13 protein-coding genes are annotated in these 13,391 nt (G+C 66.2%); 7 read left to right on the top strand and 6 right to left on the bottom strand.

The window, feature by feature from the left end; translation table 11 throughout:
* The first annotated feature begins 7 nt into the window (after positions 1 to 7).
* Complete coding sequence (locus ACFTSF_RS25775; RefSeq protein ID WP_344154440.1) at positions 8 to 1,732, top strand: CTP synthase; 1,725 nt, start codon at positions 8 to 10, stop codon at positions 1,730 to 1,732.
* On the top strand, positions 1,732 to 2,379 hold the full coding sequence (locus ACFTSF_RS25770) for an NUDIX domain-containing protein (RefSeq protein WP_380156233.1): 648 nt from the start codon (positions 1,732 to 1,734) through the stop codon (positions 2,377 to 2,379). Before ACFTSF_RS25775 ends, ACFTSF_RS25770 begins: the two co-directional genes overlap by 1 nt.
* 149 nt (positions 2,380 to 2,528) lie before the next feature.
* Here ACFTSF_RS25770 and ACFTSF_RS25765 read toward each other — a convergent pair whose 3' ends face one another.
* The 4 genes from ACFTSF_RS25765 to ACFTSF_RS25750 are packed head-to-tail and all read right to left on the bottom strand — an operon-like array spanning position 2,529 to position 4,670.
* Positions 2,529 to 3,071: a flavoprotein gene (locus ACFTSF_RS25765; RefSeq protein WP_380156231.1), complete on the bottom strand. Its 543-nt coding sequence runs from the start codon at positions 3,069 to 3,071 to the stop codon at positions 2,529 to 2,531.
* A complete protein-coding gene (locus ACFTSF_RS25760; protein WP_380156229.1) occupies positions 3,068 to 3,910 on the bottom strand; it encodes a helix-turn-helix domain-containing protein in 843 nt (280 codons plus the stop codon). The genes ACFTSF_RS25765 and ACFTSF_RS25760 overlap by 4 nt, the downstream gene beginning before the upstream one ends.
* Positions 3,907 to 4,476: a DUF6879 family protein gene (locus ACFTSF_RS25755; RefSeq protein WP_380156227.1), complete on the bottom strand. Its 570-nt coding sequence runs from the start codon at positions 4,474 to 4,476 to the stop codon at positions 3,907 to 3,909. The genes ACFTSF_RS25760 and ACFTSF_RS25755 overlap by 4 nt, the downstream gene beginning before the upstream one ends.
* Positions 4,476 to 4,670: a hypothetical protein gene (locus tag ACFTSF_RS25750; protein WP_344154452.1), complete on the bottom strand. Its 195-nt coding sequence runs from the start codon at positions 4,668 to 4,670 to the stop codon at positions 4,476 to 4,478. The genes ACFTSF_RS25755 and ACFTSF_RS25750 overlap by 1 nt, the downstream gene beginning before the upstream one ends.
* 155 nt (positions 4,671 to 4,825) lie before the next feature.
* On the opposite strand from ACFTSF_RS25750, the gene ACFTSF_RS25745 reads away from it, so the two are divergent.
* A complete protein-coding gene (locus ACFTSF_RS25745) occupies positions 4,826 to 5,176 on the top strand; it encodes a hypothetical protein (RefSeq protein ID WP_380156225.1) in 351 nt (116 codons plus the stop codon).
* Positions 5,177 to 5,199: 23 nt separating this feature from the next.
* Here the strand turns inward: ACFTSF_RS25745 and ACFTSF_RS25740 are convergent, their stop codons facing one another.
* Entirely contained in the window at positions 5,200 to 5,550 is a 351-nt protein-coding gene (locus tag ACFTSF_RS25740) for a VOC family protein (protein ID WP_380156223.1), read from the bottom strand.
* Between the two features lie 70 nt (positions 5,551 to 5,620).
* On the opposite strand from ACFTSF_RS25740, the gene ACFTSF_RS25735 reads away from it, so the two are divergent.
* From ACFTSF_RS25735 to ACFTSF_RS25725, 3 genes are all read left to right on the top strand, one after another.
* Positions 5,621 to 8,230, top strand: coding sequence for a GH92 family glycosyl hydrolase (locus ACFTSF_RS25735; RefSeq protein ID WP_380156221.1), 2,610 nt, complete (start codon positions 5,621 to 5,623; stop codon positions 8,228 to 8,230).
* Positions 8,231 to 8,318: 88 nt separating this feature from the next.
* Positions 8,319 to 11,633: a GH92 family glycosyl hydrolase gene (locus tag ACFTSF_RS25730; protein ID WP_380156219.1), complete on the top strand. Its 3,315-nt coding sequence runs from the start codon at positions 8,319 to 8,321 to the stop codon at positions 11,631 to 11,633.
* Positions 11,633 to 12,346, top strand: a complete 714-nt coding sequence (locus tag ACFTSF_RS25725) for a peptidylprolyl isomerase (RefSeq protein WP_380156217.1) — start codon at positions 11,633 to 11,635, stop codon at positions 12,344 to 12,346. The genes ACFTSF_RS25730 and ACFTSF_RS25725 overlap by 1 nt, the downstream gene beginning before the upstream one ends.
* Here the strand turns inward: ACFTSF_RS25725 and ACFTSF_RS25720 are convergent.
* On the bottom strand, positions 12,329 to 12,934 hold the full coding sequence (locus ACFTSF_RS25720; protein ID WP_380156215.1) for a hypothetical protein: 606 nt from the start codon (positions 12,932 to 12,934) through the stop codon (positions 12,329 to 12,331). The two genes, ACFTSF_RS25725 and ACFTSF_RS25720, sit on opposite strands and share 18 nt — an antisense overlap.
* A gap of 28 nt (positions 12,935 to 12,962) precedes the next feature.
* On the opposite strand from ACFTSF_RS25720, the gene ACFTSF_RS25715 reads away from it, so the two are divergent.
* A complete protein-coding gene (locus ACFTSF_RS25715; protein WP_380156213.1) occupies positions 12,963 to 13,391 on the top strand; it encodes a cupin domain-containing protein in 429 nt (142 codons plus the stop codon).

The following is a 13,391-nucleotide window of genomic DNA, read 5'->3' as shown; positions in this document are numbered from 1 at the left end:
GAGGCCCGTGGACAGGGTTTCGAGCTCGCAGCAGACCAAGCACGTTTTCGTCACCGGTGGCGTGGCCTCCAGTCTCGGCAAGGGGCTGACGGCGTCAAGCCTCGGCAGTCTGCTGACGGCACGGGGCATCCGGGTGACCATGCAGAAGCTGGATCCGTATCTCAACGTCGATCCCGGCACCATGAACCCCTTCCAGCACGGCGAGGTGTTCATCACCAACGACGGTGCCGAGACCGATCTCGACATCGGCCACTACGAGCGGTTCCTGGACCGCGACCTGTCGCAGGTCGCGAACGTGACGACCGGCCAGGTCTACTCCAGCGTGATCGCCAAGGAGCGCCGCGGTGAGTACCTGGGCGACACCGTCCAGGTGATCCCGCACATCACCAACGAGATCAAGGAACGGATGCTCGCGATGGCGGGCCCCGACGTCGACGTCGTCCTGCACGAGATCGGCGGCACGGTCGGCGACATCGAGTCGCTGCCGTTCCTCGAGGCGGCACGCCAGGTCCGGCACGACGTCGGCCGGGACAACGTCTTCTTCCTGCACATCTCGCTGGTGCCGTACATGGCCCCGAGCGGTGAGCTGAAGACCAAGCCGACCCAGCACTCGGTGGCCGCGCTGCGCTCGATCGGTATCCAGCCGGACGCGATCGTCTGCCGTGCCGACCGGCCGATCCCGGAGGGTGTGAAGAAGAAGATCTCGCTGATGTGCGACGTCGACCTGGAGGCCGTGGTCGCGGCCGTCGACGCGCCGAGCATCTACGACATCCCGAAGGTGCTGCACGCCGAGGGCCTGGACGCGTACGTCGTCCGCCGCCTGAACATGCCGTTCCGCGATGTCGACTGGACCCGCTGGGACGAGCTGCTGAAGGTCGTGCACCACCCGAAGGACGAGGTCACGGTCGCTCTCGTCGGCAAGTACATCGACCTCCCGGACGCGTACCTGTCCGTCGCCGAGGCGCTGCGGGCCGGCGGTTTCGGCAACGACGCCAAGGTCAATCTGCGGTGGATCGCCTCCGACGAGTGCGCCACGCCGGAGGGTGCCGCGAAGCTGCTCGGCGATGTGGACGCGGTCTGCATTCCGGGTGGGTTCGGGGTGCGTGGGATCGAGGGGAAGATCGGCGCCATCCGGTTCGCCCGCGAGAACGGCGTACCGATCCTTGGTCTGTGTCTCGGCCTGCAGTGCATGGTGGTCGAGGTGGCGCGCGACCTGGCCGGCCTGACGGAGGCGAACTCGACCGAGTTCGATCCGGACGCCGAGCAGCCGGTGATCGCGACCATGGAGGAGCAGAAGGACATCGTCGCCGGTGGTGGCGACATGGGCGGCACGATGCGCCTCGGCCTCTACCCGGCGAACCTGGCCGACGGTTCGATCGTCCGCAGCCTGTACGGCGCCGCCACGATCCAGGAGCGGCACCGCCACCGCTACGAGGTGAACAACGCCTACCGCGACAAGCTCGAGACCGCCGGCCTGGTGTTCAGCGGCCTGTCGCCGGACCGCGAGCTGGTCGAGTTCATCGAGCTCGACCGCGCCCAGCACCCGTACTTCGTCGCCACGCAGGCGCACCCCGAGCTCCGCTCGCGCCCCACCAAGCCGCACCCGCTGTTCGCCGGCCTGGTCGCCGCCGCCCTGGTCCGCCAGCGCGAGTCCCGCCTTCCCGTCGAGGAGCCCGCGCCTTCGAAGAAGCCCGCCGCTGCCAAGGCCAAGGCCGAGACGGTCAAGGCCTGATGGACCACCCCGAACTGCGTTTCGGCGCCGGACTGGCCGACGTACCGGAGAAGTGGCCGGTCTCGTCGTCGGAAACGGTGCACTCGACGGGCCGAGTCATCTCGGTCCGTCGCGACACCATCGAACCTCCGGGCCGCGACACGTTCGTCCGCGACGTAGTCGTGCATCCAGGTGCAGTCGGTGTGGTTGCCCTCGACGACAAGAACCGCATGCTCCTGGTGCGCCAGTACCGGCACCCGGTCGGCTACCGGCTGCTCGAACCGCCGGCCGGACTCCTCGACGTACAAGGCGAGCAGTACCGCCTAGGCGGCGAACGCGAACTCTGGGAAGAAACCGGCACCAAGGCCGCCGACTGGCGAATCCTCGTCGACGCCTTCACCTCACCCGGCCTCACCAACGAAGCCGTCCGCATCTTCCTGGCCCGCGACCTCTCACCCGCCGACGAGGCCTACACCCGCCTCCACGAAGAGGCGGACATGGAAACCGTCTGGGCCCCCCTCGTCGAGGTGGTAGGTGCAGTCCTGGCCGGCCACCTCCAGAACCCCATCCTCGTCATGGGCTCCCTAGCCGCCTGGACCGCCCTCAACGGCCCCGGCTTCGAAACCCTCCGCCCAGCCGACTCCCCCTGGCCGGCAAAGGATTTGTAGGGAGTTCTTCCCCCGCGTGCTACGCAGTCGCTCCTTCGTCGCGCCAGCTACGCGCGCACCCGCCCGCCCTTACTTCCCTCCCGGGCTACCGCCCGGACCCTGCGGGCTACCGCCCGCAGCCCGAACCCCCGGTGGCTGGCCATGCCTGCTTACCTCCGCGGCGCGAGGCAGCCGAACACCCAGTCCCAGCGGAACTCTCCGACGATTCGCCCACGCGTGCCTGATTCCACTGGTTCCAGCGACTCGGTCGAGCCAGTCTGAGGGTCAACGATTCGCACACCTGCTTGCCGGAGCATGGCAACCGACACGGACCAGGCAGGGTGGTTGGTGAGCTCGGCGCTGGCGTACGGCACAGCAACCGTAGGTGTCCGAGAGCCAAGAGCCGCACACAGCGTGGTCAATGCATACGAGCTGGCGATCCCACTCGCCCAGGCATTGAGCGTATGGAACGTTGCAGGGACAACGACAACACCATCTGCAGGCGGTGTGCGCCTAGGCTCATGAGGCGTTCGATTGCCCACGACAATCGGCACATCACCCAGGTCCAGCTCGTCGAGCCACGGCATAGCCGAGTCGGTAGGAACGACGTACGGCGTCCAGCCCAGTTCACGGGCAACACGTACGCCGTCCTCGAGACGCGCCGCAAGCGGAGCCCCACAGGTCACGAGTAGCAGAGTGCGGTTACCTGTCATCGGCCGAGTAGCTGGTAGTCGCTTCTGATTCGAAGTAGTTCTCGGCGGGCGTCGTCACCTGTGGACGAGACGAGCTCGAGTCGATCGAAGAGTTCGTCGTACACGCTCACGTCGTCGCTGGAATCGAGGATGGCTGAGGCGATCTCGGTTCCGATGAGCACGGCGGCGGAGTCATAGAGGTGGAAGGCGTGTGTGCAGAAGACCTCGACCGGCGTCGTCCACGGAACCACACCCAGACGTACGTTCGGGCGGCGTGACGCGGTGATGATGGCGTCGAGCTGATCAGCCATCACCTGCGGGTTGCCGGCCTGCCATCGCAGTGCGCCCTCAGTGATTACGAGCTTGAACTGTTTGGTGTCGTCGTCCAGGGCGCTGCTCCGGTTCGAGCGGGCATCGACTGCCGCGTCGCGTTCGTCGTCCGACAGGCCACCACCGAAGACGAGCCTCGCATAGGCGCGCGTTTGCAGGAGACCTGGAATCATCGCGGGTTGGTAGCTGCGCAGTAGCGTTGCCTTCGCTTCCAGCTGACCGATGTGATGCTGGAGCCGCGCAGCGCCTCGGGTCATGACGACTCTGGACAGGCGACTCTCGGCCTTCAGATCGGAGGCCAGCCTGACCAGGTTCTCGCGCTCAGCGGCGGGAACACCGTAGATGTCACACAGCGAGCGGACGTCCTCGGGACTTGCTCGAAGCGCGCCGTTCTCGAGCTTGGAGATCTTCGACTGGCTGACGCCGGCCCGGCGGGCGGCTTCGATACCGCCGAGACCGGCACGGCGCCGGAACTCACGCAGTACCGCGGCCAGATCGAGAGCACCCGAGGTGTCGTCCGCACCAGTCATGCGTGGCTCGGCTTCTCCGATTCTTGTTGGTTGGCACGCCAGTACTCGGGATGATCGCTCCACCAGGTGCCAAAGGTTGTGCTGGCAGCGAGGGCGGCATCGCGGCTCCGACGATACGGTACGACGTCCTCGGCGAGGCTGGCGCCGAGATACACGCCCAGCTCGTCGTAGTGCATACGCAGGACCGTCTCGTCGTCCATGAGCCAGAAGTCCTCGAGCCGTTCGACCTCGGTCGGCAGTGGGTGCTCGGAGAGATCGAGGATGTGGATCTCTTCCCCGGCGGCAGCGTTCGGCAGATACCCCCACTCGCATTCGTAGCGAAGGTAGTCGCTCAACGGCGTACGGAGGACGTGGACGCGGTGCCTGAGCTTCCCGGCCGCCCGTTCGGCGCGAAGCTGGTTCAGCCACGGTCCCTTGCGATCCGGATCCGGTTCGGGTGCGCCGGCGAGATAGCGCGCGACGTCACCGCCGTCCGACCCCACGTGGTAGTAGTCAAGGGTCTCAAGGCGAAATGCGCTGTGCGAGAACCCTTCGAAGATCGCGTCCACCTGCTCTTCGGGCAACATCAACGGCGCTCCCACAGGCTTCGAGGGACGCGCACCACTGCTTCGCCCGGGCCGGCCTTCGCGAGCAGGTCCTGAAGGTCCTCGACGATCGAGCCGACGACGTAGACCGAGTCGGGGTCGGTGTCCATCGTCCAGGCCGCCGGGCATGTCTTGTTGTCCGGGCAATCGCCAGCGATCCGCCGTAGCTGAGACATCGGGGTTCTCCTTCGGTCAAGGGGCGATGACAGCGGAAGCCTAGCGTGATGCCGATCGAGATGGAATATCCCATCAGAAGATCCACATTTTGGATTGATATTCCATCTTGAATCTGGAATATTCACTCTCGATGTCACCCTGAGGGGAGTAAGCGATGAGCAGCACTGGATCGAGCGGTTGTCCCGCCCAGCTCACATCGGCGGTCGGCTACTTGCGGCAGTACCCATCGATGACCTGTGCGCAACTCGACCAGACAGCAGAGCAACTGGCGCTCTTCGCGCACCTGCGAGGCCTCGTCCTGCGCGAGGTCTTCGTGGAACACCTCGCCACTGATCCGGCCGCCTTCGACGCGCTTGTGAAGGTGGTCAACCGTCGCGACATCGCCGTGATCGTCGTACCGACGCATGCCCACCTGAGCGCGGTGGGAGGTGGCGAAACCAAGGCGTCGCGCCTGAAGCGCGAGACCGGCGCGTATGCGTTGACGGCCGGCGGATCGACCCCGTGAACCGGCGGGCCGGCGAGTGCTCGTCAGAGGTCGTAGGCCGGTTGGTGGTGGGGTTGGTAGAGGCCTAGGTTGCTGCCGCCGGGGAGGCGGATTGTGGTGAGGATGCCCCAGCCTTGGTCTTCGGGTGGGTGGGGGAACTCGACGCCTTGGGCGGATAGGTCCGCGACTGTTTGGTTGAGGTTGTCGCACATGAGGTAGAGCTCGTGGGACTCGGTGGTGGTGGTTGGGTGTACGGCGACTTCGGCCGGGGGGAGTTTGAAGATGAGCCAGCCGTGGCCGGCGTCTACGTGGGGGTAGCCGAGGATGTCTTTCAGGAACGCTCGGTCGGCTTCGGCGTTCTGGCTGTAGATGATGACGTGGGCTCCGTTGATCACTTGCCGACGATAACGCGGGCCGGTTCGACGTGGATGGAAAGCGTGGCTGGCGTCGGCTGGGCGGGAAATCATGGCGGCCTACCGCCCGGAGGCCGCCATGTTCGTTCGTGCACTCGCGCTCGCCCTCGTTGTCGCAGTTGCTCCGCCGGTCGTGCAGGCGGCTCAGCCGGTGGTTCAGGTGATACCGCAGGTTGCTGATCCTGCGCAGTATGTGAATCCGTTCGTGGGGACGCAGGACGGCGGGCCGGACTTCGGGCATGGTGGGGGAGCGGGCAACACGTACCCGGGGGCGGTCGCGCCGTTCGGGATGGTGCAGTGGAGTCCTGACACCGCCGAGCCGACGCAAGGCGGGTACAAGTACGGCGACAACCGGATCGCGGGATTCAGCCTCACGCATCTGTCCGGGGCCGGCTGTAAGGCGTTGGGGAACGTGCCGATCATGCCTGTTCTCGGCAGTGCTCCGGTGGAGCATTCGACGTTCAGTCATGCGAACGAGTCGGCCGCTCCTGGTGCCTACGCGGTCACGTTCGACAACGGGTTGCGGACCGAGCTGACGGCCACGCAGCGCAGTGGCGGTGCTCGCTTCACCTATCCGGCCGGTCAGCAGGCGTCGCTGTCGGTGGACGCGGCGAAATCTGCGATGGGCGGGACGGGGTCGGTGACGGTTGGGACCGACACGATCTCGGGGTGGGCCGACAGTGGTGGGTTCTGCTTCACGTCGACCAGGTACCGGCTCTACTTCCACCTGAGTTTCGACCGCCCGTTCAGCAGCGTGAACACCAGCGGGGCCACGGCCTTCGTGTCCTTCGACACCAGTACGAATCGCACGGTGGTCGCCAGGGTGGGCGTGTCGTTCGTCAGCCTCGACGGTGCCAAGGCGAACCTCGCGGCCGAGACCGGGAGCCGGGGCTTCGACGCTGTGCGCGACGGCACTCGGGCCGACTGGAACGCGCTGCTCGGCCGGATCGACGTCGGTGGTGGCACCGACAGTCAGCTGAAGACCTTCTACACCGCGCTCTACCACTCGTTGCTGCACCCGAACGTCTTCGGTGATGTCGACGGCAAGTACGTCGGTATGGACAAGGAGGTGCACACCGCGCCGGCCGGACAGACGCAGTACGCGAACTTCTCCGGGTGGGACATCTATCGCTCGCAGGTCGCGCTGCTCGGGCTGATCGCGCCGGAGCAGGCGTCGGACATCGCACAGTCCGCGGTGAACCAGGCCGAGCAGACCGGCTACTACGATCGCTGGACGTTCCTGAACTCCCCGACCGATGTGATGAACGGCGACCCGATACCCGTCGTGCTGTCGACGTTGTACGCGTTCGGCGCGACGTCGTTCGACGCGAACGAGGGCTGGTGGCGGATGGTCGCCGGCGCTGCCGACCCGAAACAGCGGCCGGGGTTCGAGCAGTACAACGCGATCGGCTACGTCCCGCACGGCCAGCCGGGTGTGCTGGGCGCGACGGCCAGCACCCTCGAGTACGACGTCGCCGACTTCGCTGTGGCCCAGCTGGCGTCGCGGCTCGGGCACAAACCCGAGGCGGAGAAGTTCCTGCGCCGGTCGCAGGGCTGGCGCAACCTGCACATCAACGGGATCATCCAGCCGCGGAACGCCGACCTGAGTTTTCCGCCGTTCTCCCCTGAAATGGAGGACTCCTACGTCGAGGGCAACGCCGCGCAGTACACGTGGATGGTGCCGCACAACTACCGCGGTCTGTTCGACATGATGGGCGGCAACGCCACGGTCAACTCCCGCCTCGACAACTTCTTCAGCCAGCTCAACGCCGGTCCGCACAAGGCGTTCGCCTATCTGGGCAACGAGCCGTCCGCGAACATCCCGTGGGCCTACTTGTACGCCGGAACGCCGTACAAGACCCAGGACGTCGTACGGCGCGTGCTGACGTCGCTGTACAAGCCGACGCCGGACGGTCTGGTCGGAAACGACGATCTCGGCCAGATGTCGTCCTGGGCGGTCTGGGCGGCCATCGGGATGTATCCGCAGGTACCGGGGAGGTCTGAGCTCGTGCTGGCCAGTCCGCAGTTTCCGACCGTCAGAATTGACCGGGGCAACGGCAAGACGATCACCATCAACGCACCGAACGCGTCAGACAGCGTGAAGTACGTGCAGAGCCTGCGGGTCAACGGACAGGCCTCGAACCGCGCCTGGCTGTCAGAGGACTTCGTCGCGGCCGGTGGCACGCTCGACTACACCCTTGGTGCGACGGCCAGTACGACGTGGGCGAGTGCCGCCGCCGATGCGCCGCCGTCGTACGACGTGGGGCCGGCGCAACCGCGGACCAGTACGGCGGTGAAGGGGGTCGCGGGGAAGTGTCTCGACGCCCAGGGGGACGCACCGAACGTCGGAGCGCCCGTGGCGCTGTGGGAGTGCAACGCCACGATCAACCAGACCTGGACACTGGCATCTGACGGGACCATGCGAGCGCGCGGCCACTGTCTCGACGCCTCCTCGAGTGGCCGAGCGAACGGCACGAAGATCCAGCTGTGGTCGTGCAACGGCAGTGGGGCACAGCAGTGGTGGCCGCGGCCCGGTGGGGTGCTGATGAACGTTCCGTCCGGCCGTTGCCTGGACGTGCCAGGCGGCAAGCCTGACAGCAGCGTCCAGCTGCAGCTGTACGACTGCAACAGCAGCCCGGCCCAGAACTGGACTCTGCCCTAACGCTTGACGAGGTGCGGTCACTACAGGTATTTCTTGCTGACAACGATGTCACGCCGCCCAATTTTGATGTCGAAGGTGGGGAACACCTATGTCGCGCACCGCCCTGCGCCGTGGTACTGCTGTGCTCGCAACGCTGGCTGCTGGTCTCGGAACGGGCCTGTCGGCTCAGGCGACGCCACAGCCTCCGCTGGATATCCGGGAGGTGGTTGGACCCACCCGGATCGCCAGTACGTCGGTTGATCCGACTGAGCATGTGGATCCGTTGATCGGGACGTCGAATCTGGGGAATGTGTTCCCCGGGGCGGTGTCGCCGTTCGGGATGTTTTCGTTCAGTCCGGAGACCAGTCGGGGGAATGCCTACCGGACGGCTGCGCCTGGCGGGTACCTGTACTCGGCCAGCAAGATCCGTGGGTTCAGCCTGACGCATATGAGCGGCACAGGGTGTGCTGGTGGATCGGGGGACATTCCGATCTTTCCGTACGTCGGTGAGGTCACCAGCTCGCCGCAGAGTGATGCGAAGGACGAGGTCTACGCCAGCACGTTCAGTCACGCCAATGAGGTGGCCAAGGCTGGGTACTACAAGGTCGGACTGGACTCTGGTGCGACTGCGGAGCTGAGTGCGACTCCGCGCACCGGGTCGGCCGCGTTCACGTTCCCGGCGGACAAGGCGAAGTCACTGCTGTTCCGGACGTCCAACTCCGAGGTCGGCTCTAGCGATGCGCAGGTCAGTATCGACGCGAAGACGCGCACCGTCTCCGGTGAGGTGACCAGTGGCAACTTCTGCGGCTATCTGGCCAGTGTTGGTCGCCGTAGCTACTACAAGCTGCACTTCGTCGCCGAATTCGACCAGCCCTTCAAGAACACCGGTACTTGGACCGACGGCACGGTCACTCCGGACAGCACGAGTGCACGCGGCGGTACGACGTACGGCGCGGACGGGTGGATGCCGGCGAAGAAGGGCTGCGGTGGGTACGTCGGGTTCGACAGCAGCACGGTGACGATGCGCATCGGCATCTCGTACGTGAGCAAGGCGAACGCACTGGCGAACCTGCGTGCTGAGAACCCGCGTGGCACTTCGGTGAGCGCTACTGCTGCGAAAGCCAAGCAGGACTGGCGAAAGCAGCTCAACCGGATCGAGATCACCGGTGGGAGCACCGACCAGCGCACTACCTTCTACACGGCCCTGTACCACGCACTGCTGCACCCGAACGTGTTCAGCGACGTCAACGGCCAGTACTGGGGCTTCGACCAGAAGGTGCATCGCGTTGCGCGTGGTCAGCAGGCGCAGTACGCGACCTTCTCGGGTTGGGACATCTACCGGTCGCAGGTGCAGTTGCTGGCGTTGCTGGAACCGGACAAGGCAGGTGACATCGCACAGTCGCTGCTGAACCAGGCCGATCAGAACGGCGGTGTCTGGGACCGCTGGACCCACGCCTCCGGCAGTACGGCGGTGATGACCGGTGACCCGGCCGCACCGGCAGTGGCTGGCATCTATGCGTTCGGTGGCACGAACTTCGACGTACGGAGTGCACTGAAGTCGCTGGTGCAGGCGGCGACGGTTCCGACCGAGAAGGACCTCAGCTCGGCCGGTAAGCCGGTGATGTCGATCGGGCAGCGGCCTTCGCTCGACAAGTACCTTGCGCTGCACTACATCCCGACCAAGTCCAACGCCTGGGGCGGTGCGGTCGAAACGCTCGAGGATGTGACTGCTGACTTCGCGGTGGCGCAGTTGGCTCAGCGGACTGGTGATTTGTCGACGTACAAGCGGTTCCTGGACAGGTCGCAGTACTGGCAGAACGTGTTCAACCCGGAGAACGGCGGCTACATCCAGAACCGTGACGACAACGGCGCCTGGCCCGGCTTCACGCCGTCGACTGGTGATGGCTTCGCTGAGGGCAGTAGTGCGCAGTACACGTGGATGGTTCCGCACAACCGCGCCGGACTGGTCGATGCGATCGGTGGAGTCGACAAGACGAACCAGCGGCTGGATGCGTTCTTCAAGAACCCGGATGGCACCTGGGCGCTGACCAGAGCCGGTGAGCTGCATGCAGAGATGGACAACGAGCCCTCGATCAACACACCGTGGATCTACAACTTCACCGGCAAGCCGTACCAGACGCAGGAGACGCTGCGGCAGGCCATGACTCAGCTGTGGAACACCAGCACCGGTGGCATCCCTGGGAACGACGACCTGGGCGCCATGTCGTCCTGGTTCGTGTGGACCGCGCTCGGGCTCTACCCCGACGTACCGAGCCGTTCCGAGCTCCAGGTGGCCGCACCGCTGTTCCCGCGCGCTGTGATCCACCGCGACGGCGGTCGGACGATCCGCATCAACGCTCCGGGCGCAGACGCGCCGTACGTGCAGTCCTTGAAGGTGAACGGGCGTACGTCGACCAAGCCGTGGCTGCCGGAGAGTTTCGTCCGGTACGGCGGCACTCTCGACTTCAAACTCGGTACGTCGGCCAACGTGTCGTGGGGCTCGAAGCCGTCCGACGCACCGCCGTCGTGGCGGACCGGTGAGATCCCGTTCCAGACATCGACCGATCAGAGCCGAGTAGTCGTCGCACCGGGCACCACGAGTGCCGCGGTGTCGATCGGGGCGCACCGGCTGAGCGGCACACCGCAAGACGTGACCTACACGGTGAAGACGCCGCCTGGTCTGACGGCGAATCCGGCCACCGGTTCGTTCCGCGTCGAGCAGGACGGCAGTGCGCCGGTGACGATCACGGCCGCGCCCGGTACGCCGGATGGTCGCTACCCGGTCACTGTGTCCGTCAAGGCCGCGGACGGCGCTGCGCTACCGCAGGTCGGTTTCACTGTGGTTGTTGGACTACCGAACTCGTTCTTCGTACTGCGCGAGGGCACGGCCGCCTCTGACGACGCAGGTGATCACAACGAGGCCGACTACGACGGCGGGGGAGTGAGCTACTCGCGCCAGGCGTTGGCCGCGGCCGGTCTGACACCAGGTGGCAGTGGCACCGTGCAGGGGCTGACGTTCACGTGGCCCGACGTACCGGTTGGCGACCCTGACAACGTGCCTGCCGACGGTCAGCTGCTCAACCTCAACCTGCCGGCTGGTACGACGAAGCTGTCGTTCATCGGTAGCGCGGTGAACGGGAACCAGCAAACCACCGCCACGCTGAACTTCAGCGACGGCAGTACGCAGCCGATCGACCTGTCCTTCAGCGACTGGACACTCGGTGGTGGCGGCGACACCGTGCACTTCGGCAACGTCATCGTCGCCACCACGCCGTACCGGAACGAGGCTGGTGGCGGCCGTGACAACGTGACCACGCACATCTTTGCCACGGCGCCTGTGAGCTTGACCCGGACGCCGGTGAGTATGACGCTTCCGAAGAACCGCGACCTGCGGCTGTTCACTGTGGCAGTGGGAGGAAACTGATGAAGGCAGCGATCGTAGGTGCAACGGTGCTGGTGGCCAGCTTGCTGGTGGCCACTCCGGCGCACGCCGCACCGCCGACCAGCACCAAGGGCCCGTGCGGTTACACGACGACTCCGGACGAGCCGCCGGCCCGGCCGGTCTCGCTGCCGCCGGACCCGAAGCACACGCCGGACAAGGGCGTGGTGAAGGTGCTGATCGCCACCAACCAGGGACCGATGCTACTGTCGCTGGACCGCGCTAAGGCACCCTGCACGGTGCAGAGCTTCCTGCACCTGGCCAAGAGCCGGTTCTACGACTTCACCACCTGCCACCGGCTCACGCTGTACCCGACTCTCAAGGTCCTGCAGTGCGGCGACCCCAGTGGTACCGGTGAGGGCGGTCCGGGCTACTCCTACAAGGACGAGCTCCCGACCGACCTGCCGAACTGGCCGGGCGACACCACTGGCACTCGCAAGGTCTACGCCCGCGGTGTGCTCGCCATGGCGAACGCAGGCCCGAACACCAACGGCAGCCAGTTCTTCCTGGTCTTCGCCGACTCCCGGCTGCGCCCGGACTACACCGTTTTCGGCTCTGTTGACCGCACCGGCCTCAAGACCCTCGACCGCGTCGCCGCCGGCGGCACCGTCGTCAGCGAGGACAACCCGGACAACCTCGACGGTCCTCCGGTTCGCAAGACCGACATCCTGATCGCCCGCTCACTCGGCGGCCGATAGAACCGCTTCGCCGCCGCCCTCGCACAGGGCGGCGGCGACCACCCGTGCGTACTCGTTGTGCTGCTCCGACGGGACGTTCGGCAGCATGTCGTCCCAAAGCGCGATCATCGCGCCACGCAACTGCATCTGCCCCACCGGCCGCGCCAGGAACCACAGGTGGAAGTGCTCGCTCCCATCGCCCCACCGGTTGAAGTGTGTCCGGCCCACCGCATCGAGCCGACCGATCGCCCCGGCCACGCGCTGGATCAGCACTCCGAGCGTCGCAATGAGCTCCGGAGGCAGAGTGTCGAGCCGGTAGTGCTCCCGCGGCTCCAGGATCGCGACGAACGGCAGCCCGTGCTCGTCGAACGCCTTCAGCTGCCATTGGTCGTCGCGCCAGATGACGAACCGGTCCGGCGCGGCGCAGGTCCCACACGGTTCCCCGCCTTCCTCACCGCGTCGGGGCGGTTCCGGGATCACCGGCTCGGCCAGCGGGTCGACCTGCAGGTCGCCTTCGAACGGGAACATCGGATCGCCGATGAACGGCTCGGCCGACATCCGCTCGCCGTACGGGAGGTTGCGGTGGTAGTCAGAAGGCAGTTCTGTCATGTCTTGCACTGTGCCGGAGGATTGGGGCATGACGAAACCGGATTTGGCGGAGCAGCTGGGACTCGAGGCGCATCCGGAGGGCGGGTGGTACCGCGAGACGTGGCGGTCCGAGGTGAGCTTCGAGCCGGAGGGGTACGACGGGAAGCGGGCCAGTGCGACGGCCATCTACTTCCTGCTGGGGCCGGGGGAGGAGTCGCAGTGGCACCGGGTGCGGTCGGCAGAGATCTGGCTGTGGCACTCCGGTGGGCCGCTGACACTCCAGTACGGCGACAGTCCGGAGCAGGCCGAGTCCTTCACGCTGGGGCCGGACGTGGCGGCTGGTGAGCAGCCGCAGGTGGTGATCCCGGCCGGCGCGTGGCAGGCCGCGCGGCCGGCCGGAGATCAGGCAGTGCTGGTGTCGTGCGTGGTGTCGCCCGGCTTCGACTTCACGGACTTCGAGATGCTGCCGGGCGACTGA

It is taken from the genome of Kribbella sp. NPDC056951 (assembly GCF_042674205.1).
GTDB lineage: Bacteria > Actinomycetota > Actinomycetes > Propionibacteriales > Kribbellaceae > Kribbella > Kribbella yunnanensis.
This window is presented reverse-complemented; position numbering and strand designations above follow the sequence as displayed.